General features: G+C 57.4%; 12 protein-coding genes. 9 read left to right on the forward strand and 3 right to left on the reverse strand.

Annotated features, from left to right (window positions below):
* The 4 genes from IV091_RS14965 to IV091_RS14980 form a co-directional block, all read left to right on the forward strand.
* Positions 1-927: AAA family ATPase (locus IV091_RS14965; RefSeq protein ID WP_293470055.1), on the forward strand; the 927-nt coding region annotated here is incomplete at its 5' end.
* 233 nt (positions 928-1,160) lie between these two features.
* The gene (locus IV091_RS14970; protein WP_293470066.1) at positions 1,161-2,489 is read left to right on the forward strand and encodes a CpaF family protein; all 1,329 of its coding nucleotides are present in this window, start codon (positions 1,161-1,163) and stop codon (positions 2,487-2,489) included.
* An 11-nt stretch (positions 2,490-2,500) separates the two neighbouring features.
* Positions 2,501-3,493 (forward strand): type II secretion system F family protein, encoded by a 993-nt coding sequence (locus tag IV091_RS14975; RefSeq protein WP_293470056.1) that lies wholly within the window; start codon positions 2,501-2,503, stop codon positions 3,491-3,493.
* A 12-nt stretch (positions 3,494-3,505) separates the two neighbouring features.
* The gene (locus IV091_RS14980; RefSeq protein ID WP_293470057.1) at positions 3,506-4,414 is read left to right on the forward strand and encodes a type II secretion system F family protein; all 909 of its coding nucleotides are present in this window, start codon (positions 3,506-3,508) and stop codon (positions 4,412-4,414) included.
* Positions 4,415-4,475: 61 nt separating this feature from the next.
* On the opposite strand, the gene IV091_RS14985 is transcribed toward IV091_RS14980, so the two are convergent.
* The gene (locus tag IV091_RS14985) at positions 4,476-5,174 is read right to left on the reverse strand and encodes a response regulator transcription factor (RefSeq protein WP_293470058.1); all 699 of its coding nucleotides are present in this window, start codon (positions 5,172-5,174) and stop codon (positions 4,476-4,478) included.
* Positions 5,175-5,185: 11 nt separating this feature from the next.
* Positions 5,186-6,874, reverse strand: a complete 1,689-nt coding sequence (locus tag IV091_RS14990) for a histidine kinase (RefSeq protein WP_293470059.1) — start codon at positions 6,872-6,874, stop codon at positions 5,186-5,188.
* A 335-nt stretch (positions 6,875-7,209) separates the two neighbouring features.
* Here IV091_RS14990 and IV091_RS14995 point away from each other — a divergent pair, with 335 nt between their 5' ends.
* From IV091_RS14995 to cho, 5 genes are all read left to right on the forward strand, one after another.
* Positions 7,210-7,935 (forward strand): Crp/Fnr family transcriptional regulator, encoded by a 726-nt coding sequence (locus IV091_RS14995; RefSeq protein ID WP_293470060.1) that lies wholly within the window; start codon positions 7,210-7,212, stop codon positions 7,933-7,935.
* Positions 7,936-7,950: 15 nt separating this feature from the next.
* The gene (locus IV091_RS15000) at positions 7,951-9,060 is read left to right on the forward strand and encodes a phosphotransferase (protein ID WP_293470061.1); all 1,110 of its coding nucleotides are present in this window, start codon (positions 7,951-7,953) and stop codon (positions 9,058-9,060) included.
* Positions 9,061-9,117: 57 nt separating this feature from the next.
* Entirely contained in the window at positions 9,118-10,377 is a 1,260-nt protein-coding gene (locus tag IV091_RS15005) for an acyl-CoA dehydrogenase family protein (protein ID WP_293470062.1), read from the forward strand.
* 86 nt (positions 10,378-10,463) lie between these two features.
* Positions 10,464-11,168 (forward strand): glutathione binding-like protein, encoded by a 705-nt coding sequence (locus IV091_RS15010; protein WP_293470063.1) that lies wholly within the window; start codon positions 10,464-10,466, stop codon positions 11,166-11,168.
* A gap of 246 nt (positions 11,169-11,414) precedes the next feature.
* Positions 11,415-12,275, forward strand: coding sequence for an excinuclease Cho (cho, locus tag IV091_RS15015; protein WP_293470064.1), 861 nt, complete (start codon positions 11,415-11,417; stop codon positions 12,273-12,275).
* A gap of 55 nt (positions 12,276-12,330) precedes the next feature.
* Here cho and IV091_RS15020 read toward each other — a convergent pair.
* Positions 12,331-14,184, reverse strand: a 1,854-nt coding sequence (locus IV091_RS15020) for a molybdopterin cofactor-binding domain-containing protein (protein WP_293470065.1), incomplete at its 5' end; no start/stop codon positions are given.

Here is a 14,184-nt window from a genome sequence, read left to right on the forward strand (position 1 = left end):
GTGATCCTGCTCTGCGCCACCCAGTCGCCGGAGTTTTTGATTAACTCGATGCGGGCCGGTGTGCGTGAAGTACTGCCATCGCCCGTGAGCGCGGACGCGCTGCAGGCGGCGGTCAGCCGCATCGCCAGCAAGTTACTGGGCGCCAAGAACAAAGGCACCGGCAAGATACTGGCGTTCATACCCTGCAAAGGCGGCAGCGGGGCAACCTTTTTAGCGACCAATCTTGGCTTCCAGCTGGCAGAAACAAAGTCTGTTCTGCTGATCGATCTGAATCTGCAGTTTGGCGATGCCTTGTCCTTTGTTCATGATGGCCAGCCGGCCTCTACGCTGGCGGATGTGGCGCACGACATCAGCCGGCTTGATGCGTCCTTTCTGGCAGCAAGCAGCGTAAAAATTGCAGCCAACTACAGCATCTTGGCCGCGCCTGAAGACCTGACGCGGGCGATGGAAATCAAGCCCGAGCACCTTGATGCCATCCTGAGCGTGGCGCTAACCCAGTATGACTTTGTACTGCTGGACATGAGCCGCACCCTGGACACGCTGGCCATCAAAGTCCTGGACCGGGCTTACCGGATATTTCCGGTATTGCAGGCGGGTCTGCCCGGACTTCGAAATGCGAGCAAGCTCCTTGCCGTCTTCAAGTCACTCGGCTACCCCGCAGACAAGATTGAGGTGATCGTCAATCGCTTCGAAAAGGGGGGCGACATCAGCCAGGCTGACATCCAGCGCTCGCTGGGCACGACCAACTTGCGCACCGTACCCAATTCGTACAAAGAGGTGAATGCATCAATCAATCAAGGCGATGCCTTGGCCGAGGTAACCCGCTCCAATGCGGTTGCCAAGAGTCTGGCTGACTTTGCGTTGTCGCTGAGCCCGAAACAGGAAGAAAGCCGCAGCTTGCTCGATCGTCTGTTAAGGCGGGCCTGAGCCGCCCGATTTCCGAATGCGAGTTGCCGCCAGCTTCGTCATACCCGCGCAGGCGGGTAACCAGTGCGTTGACTCAACGCGCACTGTGCTTCGTAATGCGACAGGATTCCCGCCTGCGCGGGAATGACCGACAGGAAATTATTGTTTGCCAAGTCCTTGTTTCTTTTGCAATGTGAAGGAGCCTAAAAATGTCATTCCGGGAAAAACTCAATGCCGTCGCCGTAGAGCCCACCATGCAGCGGGTCCTTCAGGTCGTTACTGACGCAAATCAGGGCCAGGTTGCCAGCGAAGCCTACAAGGTCCTGAAGGGCCGAATACACCTCAAGCTGCTGGACAAGTTTGACCTGGCGGTGCTGGAGAGCTTGCCCCCTGCCCTGCTTCGGCAGGAAATCGCCACCATGGTGGAGCGGCTGCTCCTGGACGAGCAAGCCGCCGTCAATGACATTGAGCGGCGAACGCTGATCCGGGATATTCAGCATGAAATGCTGGGATTCGGGCCGCTGGAACTGCTGATGGCCGACCCCACGGTGTCCGATATTCTGGTGAACTCCTACGAGCAGATTTACGTGGAACGCAAGGGCAAACTGGAGCTGACCGGCGTCACTTTTACCGACGAAAAGCACCTGCTGCGCATCATTGACAAAATTGTGTCCCTGGTCGGCCGGCGCATCGACGAGTCCAGCCCCATGGTCGATGCGCGGCTGCCAGACGGCTCGCGCGTCAACGCGGTGATTCCGCCGGTGGCGATCGACGGCCCCATGATGTCGATTCGTCGCTTTGCGCATATCCCGCTCAAGATGGAAAACCTGGTGGACGAGCTCAAAAGCTTGACGCCCGAGATGGCCTTCATGCTGGAAGGCCTGTGCAAAGCCAAGGTGAACATGATCATCTCGGGCGGCACCGGCGCCGGTAAAACGACCCTGCTCAATATCTTGTCAGGCTACATTCCCGAGTCCGAGCGCATCGTCACGATAGAGGATGCGGCCGAATTGCAGATGCAACAACCGCACGTCGTGCGGCTGGAAACCCGGCCCGTCAATATCGAAGGCAAAGGTGAAATTACCCAACGCGCGCTGGTCCGCAATGCCCTGCGCATGCGGCCTGACCGCATTGTGATTGGCGAAGTGCGCGGCGCTGAAGCGGTTGACATGCTGCAGGCCATGAACACCGGCCATGAAGGATCGCTCACCACCATTCATGCCAACACGCCGCGCGATGCCTTGTCCCGACTGGAAAACATGATCGGCATGGCCAATCTCAACCTTCCGCACAAGGCCGCCCGGCAGCAAATTGCCTCGGCCATCACGGTCGTGATCCAGGGGCTCAGGCTGATCGACGGAAAACGCAAGATCACCAGCATCCAGGAGATCACAGGCATGGAGGGCGAGGTCATCACCATGCAGGAAATCTTCGCGTTCAGGCAAACCGGCATCGGCCCGGAAGGTGAGGTAGAGGGGCATTTTCAGGCGACGGGCGTCAGGCCCAAATTCACGGAACGCCTGCGCTCGTTTGGGGTGGTGTTGCCCGACGCCATGTTTGACCCCGCCAAACACTACCAATAAAAGGATGCATCATGCTGCAAAACATCGGCGGCAACGCCTTTCTGCTGATATCGGTGCTTGTGTTTGTGGCAGTGCTCCTGCTGCTTGAAGGGGCTCACCTGCTTTGGAAGTCCTACAAGGGCCCCGAGGCCAAAAAAATTACAAAGCGACTGCAAGCGCTGTCCGCGTCGTCTGACCACACCGCAAGGGCGCAACTGCTGAAGCAAGGCATGCTCAGCGAAGTGCCGGCCATTGAGCGGTACTTGCTGGGAATGGCCCGGGCGGAAAAGTTGAGCCGATTTATCTACCAGGCGGGGCTGGACTGGACGGTGTCAAGGCTGCTGCTGTCGTGTGCTGCGCTGGGCGCCATCAGTTGCATCAGCATGCTCTATGCAGCGCACCAATCACTTTTGCTGAGCGCAGGGGTGGGTGCAGTCTTTGCAGTCATACCCCTGCTGTATGTCGGCCGTAAAAGAGCGATACGCCTGGAGAAGTTTGAAAGGCAGTTACCGGATGCGCTCGACCTGATCACCAGGGCATTGCGCTCCGGACATGCTTTTTCATCGGCCCTGCAAATGGTGGGCGACGAAATGGCGGAACCCGTGGCCGGAGAGTTTGGTGTGGTGCATGACGAAGTCAATTTCGGCGTGTCGCTGCAACAGGCACTCACCAACCTGAGTGTGCGCGTGCCCCTTACCGATCTGCGTTATTTCATTGTGGCCGTGCTGATCCAGCGCGACTCGGGCGGCAACCTGACCGAGGTACTGGGTAATTTGAGCCGCTTGATTCGGGAGCGACTCAAGCTGCTTTCAAAGGTAAGAATCTTGTCCTCGGAAGGACGCCTGTCTGCCTGGATTTTAGGCGTCATGCCTTTTGCATTGGCCGGCGCCATGTATCTAGTGAATCCAGACTTCATGACACCCTTATGGACGGACCCCATAGGTATTTCCATCATTAAATACATGCTTATCCTGATGGTTTTTGGTGCATTTATTCTTAGAAAAATAATCAAAATTCACGTTTAAAGGAGCATAAAAATGTTTTTATTTCCTGCGCTTATATTCGTTGCCGTCACATTGAGCTTGATAGGACTGTTTATATGGCTGGTGCCAACCAGAACCGAACAACGCCTTCAAGCCATGACAGGGCCCGTTGAAAAATCCCGCTGGACAGAAACCTTTGCAAAAATCGCCAGTCCTTTGGCCAAGCTGTCCTTGCCCACCGGCGACTGGGAAAAATCACTGTTAAGGATAAAATTTTTCAACGCCGGAATTCGGCATGAAGACGCATACCTGATTTATTTTGGATGCAAAACCCTGTTGCCGATTGTCTTTGCAAGTCTGGCATTTTTGGCAATTAGAAGCATGGACCAAACGGGCATGGAATTTATGTTTTACCTGATGCTTTCAGCACTGCTAGGCTGCTATTTACCGAATATTTTTTTGCATTTAAAAATTAAGGCACGTCAACAGGAGATTTTCGAAAACTTTCCTGATGCGGCTGACCTGATGCTGGTTTGTGTAGAAGCCGGTTTGGGCCTGGATGCGGGCCTGACCAAAGTCGCAGAGGAAATCCAGATAAAAAGTGTCGCCCTGGCAGAAGAACTTCACCTAACCAATCTGGAAATGAGGGCGGGCGGCACCCGGGAGAAATCTTTGCAAAATCTCGCGCTTCGCACGGGTGTGGAGGAAATAGGAACCTTTGCGGTCATGCTGATGCAGGCAGACAAATTCGGTACAAGCATTGGTGAGTCGCTGCGGGTATTTTCCGATGATCTGCGCCACAAGCGCCAGGTACGGGCCGAAGAACAGGCCGCCAAGGTCCCAACAAAAATGTTGTTCCCGCTGGTGGTCTGTATTTTTCCGTCCATCATCATGGTCATCATGGGGCCGGCCGTGATTCAGGTGATCCGAACCATACTTCCCATGCTCGGTGGCGGTGGCTAGGCGCTACGGAGTGGCTTGATGACTGCTGTCAAGCCACTTGAAGTCAGACAAATTTCTATTATCAAGAATCAACTTCAGTTGTCATATTACCCAACTGATGTTTGACCGCATACACATACAGCTCAAGCCGGTTGCTGACGCCAAGTTTTTGATAGATGGCTGTCAAATGATTCCGCAGGGTATGCTCGGATATAAACAGCCTCTGGGCTAGAACTTTATTCAAGGCGCCACTGCCTTCAACAACGGCATGAACTATTTTTCGCTCTCGGCAGGTAAGGCTTTCTTGCTTTTCAATTTCAGGATCAAGTTTTTTTGCCGCCTTGGGACTCATGAATTCGGTGAAGACCCTTCCCAGGGTTTCGCGGTCGAGCCAGATTTCGCCTTCGGCCGTTTTTTCAATCGCCTTCAGCACCTGCTCCGCAGATGCATCCTTGCGCAGAACGCCACGAGCCCCGCGAAAGACAGCCAGATCCAGCGTAGCTTGCTCACGCGCTCCTGTAAAAATCAAGATGCGCGACGCCGGATTTGACAACAACGCTGGAAGAATTTCAATGGTGCTTGTCCCGTCCAGGTCGAGATCCAGCAAAATAACGTCAGGGCACAGTGAGGCGGCCTTCACAAGCGCCTCGCCGGAAGTGGTTGCGGTTCCAACAACCTCCATTCGCGGCTTTTCACTTTCTATTAATTTTTCGAGTCCCCACAGCATGGTGTGGTGATCATCTACAAGCATGATGCGAATTGTTTTTGTCGGTAGTTTCATGGGTACACCTTTTAAACCGGTATTTCAACGGTTACGACCGTATTGCCGCCCTGCCCCTGGTTAACATGCACCATGCCTCCCAGCCCGGCAGCACGTTCACTTATCGAGCGTGGCGTGAAGTCAATAACTGGTATAGTTTTATTTTCATTTTCTATTTTAATTTTCAGCAGCGTTTCTGAAAACTGAATATCTACAAGACCCTTTTGAGCGAGGGTATGTTTGCAGATATTGCTTAGGCCCTCATGCACGAGTTGCAGCAATTCCGTGGCCAGGCGATCACTCACCTTGACATTACCAGTCAGGGCGATGGAAATATCAATTCCATAAAATTCCTTGACACGCGCAGCCTGCTGATTCAAAACACTCATAAATATGGGTTCTTTTTTATCGCATCCAGTTTTAAATGCAACGGCAAAATTACGTAAATCATCTATGACTTTTTCAGTCATGCCAATCAATCTGTCAATATCGGAATTAAGCACGTTATCAAAAGAAGCTTTATTTCGTATCGCGCCCAAACCCAGCTTCAAGCCAATATAGGGCTGGATGGCGGTATCATGAAGATCCAGCGATATTTTTTGTCGTTCTTTTGAAGCTGCATCGGAAGCCATTCCATCAAGAAGCTCCATATTTTCAATCACAGGAAAAGCCTGCGCAGAAATATGACTTAAAAATAATGCGTCCGACTTGTTTAATGTCTCGTTTCGTGAAATTATATAAATTCGACCTTGCTGCCTCCTTAATTTCAAGGGCACGCTTATAAAAGAGCGCGCCTCCAGAAGTTCAGCCAAATTTTTGCTTGATAATACTTTACTTTTATTCCATCGATGTCCGGCGCAATCATATTCAAATGACTCCTGAAATACCGATGACATGACGGGCCAAGGCGGACGGCTATATAGCAAGATATGGTTTTGTGAAATGCTCATAAGCGGTAAAGCCGCTTCCGTGCTCAGTGGATCAGCAGTCATGTAAGAGCCTGCATCAGCCTCGCTTACACTACGTAGTGAACAGGCGCCAGAGTCTTTGTCTTGCATCACCAAAATACAACTGCTGGCATTAAAGAAAACGCGTGTTTTATTCAAAATTCGGGTGATGGTGTGATCGACACCGAATCTTGGATTTGATAATTTACTGACATCACGGAGCAGGTCCAGCTGATGCATGAGCCTGACTTTTGACTCGCCCCAGTACGCCCCCATATAGCCCAGCGTCAGCAAAAATATGGTACGCAGTAACAGTTGTGGAAAATCATGCTGCGCCTCCATGGCCCAGCCTGATGCTGCAAATAACAGGGCCGAAGCAATGGTGACTTTTCCACCCTCCTCAAATCCCCATCGAAAAGAAGAAGTGATAATTGGGAAGAAAAACAGCAGGAAGAAAAAGCTGTCGACGCCGCCCGTAAAAAAAACGATCAGCGCAAACCAGAGTACATCCAGCCTGTGAACCAATACACTTTTTGAAAACGGTTTATCCTGAAGCAGGGAAACGTAGACAAAAATTGAATGCAGTAGATAGAAAAAAAATACGAGTGATGTAAAAGTGTTAACGATGCTCAACACCGAAGGATCAATCGAAACAGCCAGCAATACCGCAACAGCCAATACCATACGCATCTGGCTTACCATTTCCACGTCTGCTGCGTTCGATGCAAAGCTTGAATCGAATGGATATTTTTTCTCAACGCTGGATGTTGGCATTTATCCTCTCTCTCATTAAAGTTTTAGGCGCTGTTGACCTTTACTCATTTTCTTTATTGGATACTCAATGGAACATTTTGACGCACAAAAATTGTCAGCGGTTTGTGAAAAGTCATGTGCCCATGTAATTTTTCCTGCCGAACGTCGCGCAACTACTAAATTTTTCAAGAGGCCGGGTGATTGTCAGCCTCACGTAAGATTTATTAAAAATGGCATCACATTTGATCTCGGGCCCCTGCCGCAACTACGCCTGACGCCCGTGCGACTCCTTCAATAGGCCTGCCCCGTCCCGACAGCGACAATGCAAGGCTTGTGAGTCACTCAAAAGACAGGCCATGAACGATCCTATTCTTACGATAGATGAACGTGCAGCGATCAACAGTGGTCGCTGGTTTTCATCCCTGTCCCCTTCGCTCAGACACGACATACTTCGATGCGCCTACGTCAAACGCTACAAAGACGGCGACCTCATTTGCGCGCGCGGCGACCCGCCGGAAGAGTGGATCGCTTGCGCCACAGGCGCGGTGCGTGTGAGTTCAACCTCGATTTCGGGCAAGCAAGTCACGCTGACTTACGTGGAACCGGGCATCTGGTTCGGCGATGTGGCGATTTTCGACGGCGAACGGCGCACGCACGACGCCTATGCCCATGGCGCCACCACCACCCTGTGCGTGGCGCGCGGCGATTTGCGCAAGATCCTGAGCGTGCACGTCGAGTTGTACGAAGCCTTGCTGCGCCTGAACGCAAGGCGGATCCGGCAGTTGTTCGGCCTGGTCGAAGACCTCAACACGATGCCGCTGCGGGCGCGCCTGGCCAAGCAGTTGCTGCACCTGGTGCGCAGCTACGGCCTGCCCAGCCTGTCCGACGGCGGCGAGGTGCGCATTGGCCTGCAACTGGCGCAGGAAGAGCTGGCCCAGTTGCTTGGCGCCTCTCGCCAGCGCGTCAACCAGGAACTCAAGTCCATGGAGCGCGAGGAAACGATTCGCATCGAGCCGGGCGGCCTGGTGGTGCGCAACCGCCAAGCCCTGCTGCGTATTTCTGAAGCTGAAATAGATAAATAGGCAAGTACCCACCGCATGAGCAACTTTGACCACTTTGTAGGAACCCGGGCTGTCTCGGGGGCCAACGCGATTGACGTGCAAGCCCTGACCGCCTACCTGAAACAGCACCTGCAAGGGTTCGAGGGGCCGCTGACACTTGAGATTTTCAAGGGCGGCCAGTCCAATCCCACCTACAAGCTGATCACGCCAGGGGCTTCTTACGTGATGCGCGCCAAACCCGGCCCGGTTGCCAAGCTGCTGCCGTCTGCCCATGCGGTGGAGCGCGAGTTCAAGGTGATGCGGGGCCTGCAGGGCACTGACGTGCCAGTGCCCAAAATGTATTGTCTTTGCGAAGACGAGACCGTGATTGGGCGCGCTTTTTATGTCATGGAGTTTGTGGAAGGCCGCGTGCTGTGGGATCAGGCCCTGCCCGGCATGAGCAGCCATCAGCGCGGCGAGATTTACGATGAAATGAACCGCGTCATTGCCGCACTGCACAAGGTCGACTATGCCGCGCGGGGTCTGGCCGACTTCGGCAAGCCCGGCAACTACTTTGAGCGCCAGATTGGCCGCTGGAGCAAGCAGTACACCGCTTCGGCCGACGGCGCGGGCCCCATGAGCCAGCCTATCGCCGAGATGACCAGCCTGATGCAGTGGCTGCCAGCGAACATCCCGGCCAGCGCGCGCGACGAAAGCCTGACCTCCATCGTGCATGGCGACTTCCGGCTCGACAACCTGCTGTTTCACCCCAGCGAGCCACGCGTGCTGGCCGTGCTGGACTGGGAGCTGTCCACGCTGGGCCATCCGCTGGCGGACTTCAGCTACCACTGCATGGCCTGGCATATTCCGCCCGGCACGTTTCGCGGCATTGGTGGACTCGATGTGGCCAGCCTGGGGATTCCTGACGAGGCTCAATACATCCGCCGATATTGCGAGCGCACCGGCTTGAGCACGCCCGAGGCCCTGAAGGCGGACTGGAATTTTTATCTGGCCTACAACCTGTTCCGGCTGGCCGCGATTTTGCAGGGCATCGCCAAACGCGTTGAAGCCGGCACCGCGTCAAGCGCGCAGGCTGTCAGCTCGGCCGCTGGCGCTCCGCTGCTGGCCAAAATGGCCTGGGACTTTGCCCTCAAGAGCACGCCCTGAGCCCAGCGCCCTGTTCAGTTCCCGTTAAAACCAACGACAACCACCCGAGGAGATTTCATGGACTTTAATTTCACCCCCAAAGTGCAGGAACTGCAGGCACGCCTGCTGGCGTTCATGGACGAGCACATTTACCCGAACGAAGCCCGCTTCTTTCGGGAAATTGCCGAAAACCGGGCCAAGGGCAATGCCTGGATTCCCACCACCATCATTGAAGAACTCAAGCCCAAGGCGCGCGCCGCCGGTTTGTGGAACCTGTTTTTGCCGCACTCGCCCCGCGCTCCCGAAGGCCTGTCCAACCTCGAATACGCGCCCTTGTGCGAAATCATGGGCCGTGTTCCCTTCGCCGCCGAAGTGTTCAACTGCTCGGCGCCCGACACCGGCAACATGGAAACCATTGCCCGCTATGGCTCCGAAGCCAACAAAGACGAATGGCTGGAGCCGCTGCTGAAAGGCGAAATCCGCTCGGCCTTTCTGATGACCGAGCCCGAAGTGGCTTCGTCCGACGCCACCAACATCGAATGCCGCATTGAGCGCGATGGCGACGACTACGTGCTCAACGGGCTCAAGTGGTGGTCATCCGGTGCGGGCGATCCACGTTGCGCCATCTACATCGTCATGGGCAAAACCAACCCCGACGCCGGCCGCCACGAGCAGCAATCGATGATTCTGGTGCCGGCCAACACCCCGGGCATCACGGTGATTCGCCCGCTCTCGGTGTTTGGCTACGACGACGCCCCGCACGGCCACATGGAAGTGCGGCTGACCAATGTGCGGGTGCCCGCCAGCAGTTTGCTGCTCGGTGAAGGCCGGGGCTTTGAAATTGCCCAGGGCCGTCTTGGCCCCGGACGCATCCACCACTGCATGCGCAGCATCGGCATTGCCGAGCGCGCGCTGGAGCTGATGTGCAAACGCCTGAACAGCCGCATTGCGTTTGGCAAACCCATTGCCGCGCAATCGGTTTGGCGTGAACGCATTGCCGAGTCACGCTGCATGATCGAACAAGCACGGCTGTTGACGCTCAAGGCCGCCTACATGATGGACACCGCCGGCAACAAAGTGGCCAAGGCGGAAATTGCCATGATCAAGGTCGTGGCGCCCAGCATGGCCTGCCAGATCATCGACTGGGCCATCCAGGCCCATGGCGGCGGCGGCGTATCGGATGACTTTCCGCTGGCCTACGCCTACGCCAATCAACGCACCTTGCGCCTGGCCGACGGCCCGGACGAAGTGCACCGCGCATCGCTGGCCAAGCTGGAACTGGCCAAGCACCTGGTGATGCCCGGTGAGGTTGAAATGCCGGTGACGCGCGGCTTCTAGCCTGCCAGGCCGCTCGCCGGGACTGAACAGAGGTTTTTGCTTTTCCCGTAAAGTGCATGCTCACGTTGCTCTAAAAGGGAAATTGAATGATCGATGTTTATTCCTGGCCCACGCCCAACGGCCACAAGGTCCACATCATGCTGGAGGAATGTGGCCTTCGGCTGGGACGCGACTGGCGGGCGATTCCGGTCAATATCGGCAGCGGCGACCAGTTCAAGCCCGAGTTCCTGGCCATCAGCCCCAACAACAAGATTCCGGCACTGGTCGACCCGCATGGACCGGACGGCAAACCGATTGCGCTGTTTGAGTCGGGCGCCATTTTGCTCTACCTCGCCGCCAAGACCGGCAAGCTGCTGCCCAAAACCGACCGGCTCAAGTTCCAGGTGCTGCAGTGGCTGATGTTCCAGATGGGCGGCGTGGGCCCCATGCTCGGGCAAGCCCACCATTTCCGCATCTATGCGCCCGAAAAGATCGATTACGCGGTGACCCGCTACACCAACGAAGCCAAGCGCCTTTATGGCGTGATGGACAGGCAACTGGCCAGCAGCAAATTCATCGCCTGCAACCAGTACACCATCGCCGACATCGCCATCTTTCCGTGGCTGCGCAGCTGGGAAAACCAGGGGATTGACTGGGCCGACTACCCGCACCTCAAGAAGTGGTTTGACCTGATCAGTGAGCGCCCGGCCGTCAAGCGCGGCGTGCAGGTGCTGGCAGACCTGCGCCGCCCCATCACAGGGGACAAGGAACGGGAAATCCTGTTTGGCAGCGCGCAATATCAGAAACGTTAAATTTCAAAAAAACAATTACCCAGACATTGCCGCCGCCGGGACCGCCTGGCTGCAGCATCTGGTGGATGTTGAATCGCCTGGCAAGTTGTCCCCGCGCCCTGTGGCCTACGCTGTGGATAAGGTCCGGTATAACTCGCCAAACCCGCGCCAGCATTGGGCTGGCGGAAGCTGCCTTAAAAACAGGCAGCAGCGGGTCCTCTGATTTTTCACCTCCGTCACGCCGCGCCCCCTCCCCGCCTCAGCACCATGCACAACCCCGCACGCAGCCACCCGGAGTTCGAGCAAGTCCGGCCGCACGACTACCCTACCCACCTGCGCGACGCCATCACCGATCTGCCTTCTTCGCCCGGGATCTACGTGTTCCACGGCGAAGAAGGCGACCTGCCGATCTACATCGGGAAAAGCATCAATCTGCGCAGCCGCGTTCTTTCCCACCTGCGCAATCCTGACGAAGCGCGCCTGCTGCGCCAGACCCGCCGCATCAGCCATATTTGCACGGCCGGCGAGATTGGCGCGCTGCTGCTTGAAGCCAGCCTGATCAAACAGCAACACCCCCTGCTGAACCAGAAGCTGCGGCGCAGCCGGCAACTGTGCGCCCTGCGTGTGGTGGACGGGCAACCTGAAGTCGTTTATTCCAAAGACATCAACTTCGCTACCGAGCCTTCGCTGTACGGTCTGTTTGGCAGCCGGCATGCCGCGCTGGAAGGACTGCGCAACCTGGCCGACCAGCACCGGCTGTGCTACGGCGCCCTGGGGCTGGAAAAGCTCAAACCCGGCCGCGCCTGCTTTCGCGCCATGCTGCACCAGTGCGCGGGCGTTTGCCGTGGCGATGAAAGCTCTGCGGCCCACCAAAGCCGCCTGTTCACCAGCCTGGACAGTTTGCGCGTAGCCTGCTGGCCTTTTCCCGGGGCCATCGGCCTGGTGGAGCGCTACGCCAACAAGGAGCGCCAGATCCACGTCATTCGCAACTGGTGCTATCTGGGCAGCGTGCGCAATAAGGCCCAGGCCCGCAAGCTCGACGTGGTGGCGGCGGGTTTTGACGCCGACGGCTACAAGATCCTGTGCCGGCCGATTCTCAGCGGACGGGCAGAAATCGTGCTGCTTTGATCCCCTGAACGCGTGAACACCGGACCTGCGCCCCGCAGGACCGACATCCAGGCCTTCAGCGCACCTTGCCCAAGGCGCGCAACACCTTCTGCGGCGTGATCGGCTGCGAGAACACATGGGCATCGAACGGCGCGATGGCGTCGTTAATGGCGTTCATCACCGCCGCCGGTGCGCCGGCCGTGCCGGCCTCGCCTGCGCCCTTGGCCCCCAGCTTCGAGGTGGCGGTAGGCGTCTGAATGTGGGCCACTTCAATATCGGGCATCTCGGCCGACATCGGCACCAGGTAGTCGGCCATGCTGGCGTTGATCATCAGGCCGCTGTCGTCGTACAGGCACTCTTCCAGTAGAGCACCGCCGATGCCCTGCACGATGGCGCCGCGCATCTGCTCGTCCACCAGCATGGGGTTGAGCACGCGGCCGCAGTCCTCCACCGCCCAGTGCTTGAGCAGCTTCACGAAGCCAGTGTCCGGGTCGACCTCGACATACGACGCCTGCACGCCGTTGGTGAAGATGAACGGGAAATCGCGCTGTGCGTAGTGGCGCGTGACCATGAGCTCGGGCGTGAAATCGGCCGGCAACATATCGGAGCGGAAATAGGCGATGCGGCCCAGCTCGGCCAACGGCAGCAGCTCCTCGCCCGTGGCGGCATCGACGATACGGTCGCGACGCACCGCCAGGGTGGCGCCCTCGCGTTTGAGGATGATGGCCGCCACTTTCACGATGTTCTCGCGCAGCGCCTGGCCGGCCAGCAGCACGGCTTCGCCGCCGATGCCCGCGCCGCGCGAGGCCCAGGTGCCGCCGCCGTACGGTGTCGCGTCGGTGTCGCCGGTGACGATGCGCACCTTGGCAATGTCCACGCCGACCGCGTCGGCTCCGATCTGCCGGTAGATGCCTTCGGTGCCCTGGCCCTGCTCGCCCACACCGACCAGCACGGTAATATTGCCCTCGGGGTCCAGCCGCGCGGTGGCGCCGTCCTGCGAGGCAATGCGCGCACCGCCCACACCGTAGAACGCGGCGCTGGGATTGGTCAGCTCGATCACGGTGGCAAAGCCGATGCCGCGGAAGATGCCCTGCTTGCGCAGCGCAGCCTGCTCGGCGCGCAACGCGTCGTAGTTCATGAGCGCGCGCAGCTTTTTCAGGCTGGCCTCGTGCGACAGGATCTCGAGCTTGATGCCCGAAGCGCCGGTTGTGGGGTACGCGTCATCCGGAATCACGTTGATCTCGCGGATCTTGAGCGGGTCCATGCCGATCTTCTGGGCCGCCAGGTCCACCAGCGCCTCCGTCACGGCACAGGCGATCGGGTGGCCCACGCCCCGGTACTGGCAGGTGGGCGTCTTGTTCTGGAACACCACGTTGAGCTTGGCGCGGTAGTGCTTGTGCTTGTAGGGACCACCTACCAGGTTCACCACCTGGTTGCCTTCGATGGCGCTGGTGCGCGGGAACATGGAGTACGGGCCGATGCCAGTCAGGTCCTCCATGTCGAAACCCAGTATCTCGCCGTCCCGGTTGACGGCGATCCGCGCCTTGATGCTGTGGTGTCGCGCATGGATGTCGCTGGTGAAGCTCTCCAGCCGGTCGGCCACAAACTTCACCGGACGGCCCAGCATGATCGACAGCGCCACGGTGGCGAAGTCATCGGGGTAAGCGTGCACCTTGATGCCGAACGAGCCGCCAACGTCCTTGCAGAGCACGCGGATGGCGCTGGCAGGCAGATCGAACTGGCGGCCGTACAAGTCCTGCATCATGTGCGGTGCCTGGCACGAGTGGTAGACGGTCAGGCGCTGCTCGGCCGGGTTCCAGTGCGCGATCTGCGCGCGCGGCTCCAGGGTCACGCCGGTGTGGCGACCGAACTCGAAATCGATCTCGGCCACCACCTCGGCCCTGGCAAAGGTCTCGTCCACGTCCCCCAC

The sequence above is a fragment of the Polaromonas sp. genome, from assembly GCF_018780625.1.
Classification (GTDB): Bacteria; Pseudomonadota; Gammaproteobacteria; order Burkholderiales; family Burkholderiaceae_C; genus Polaromonas.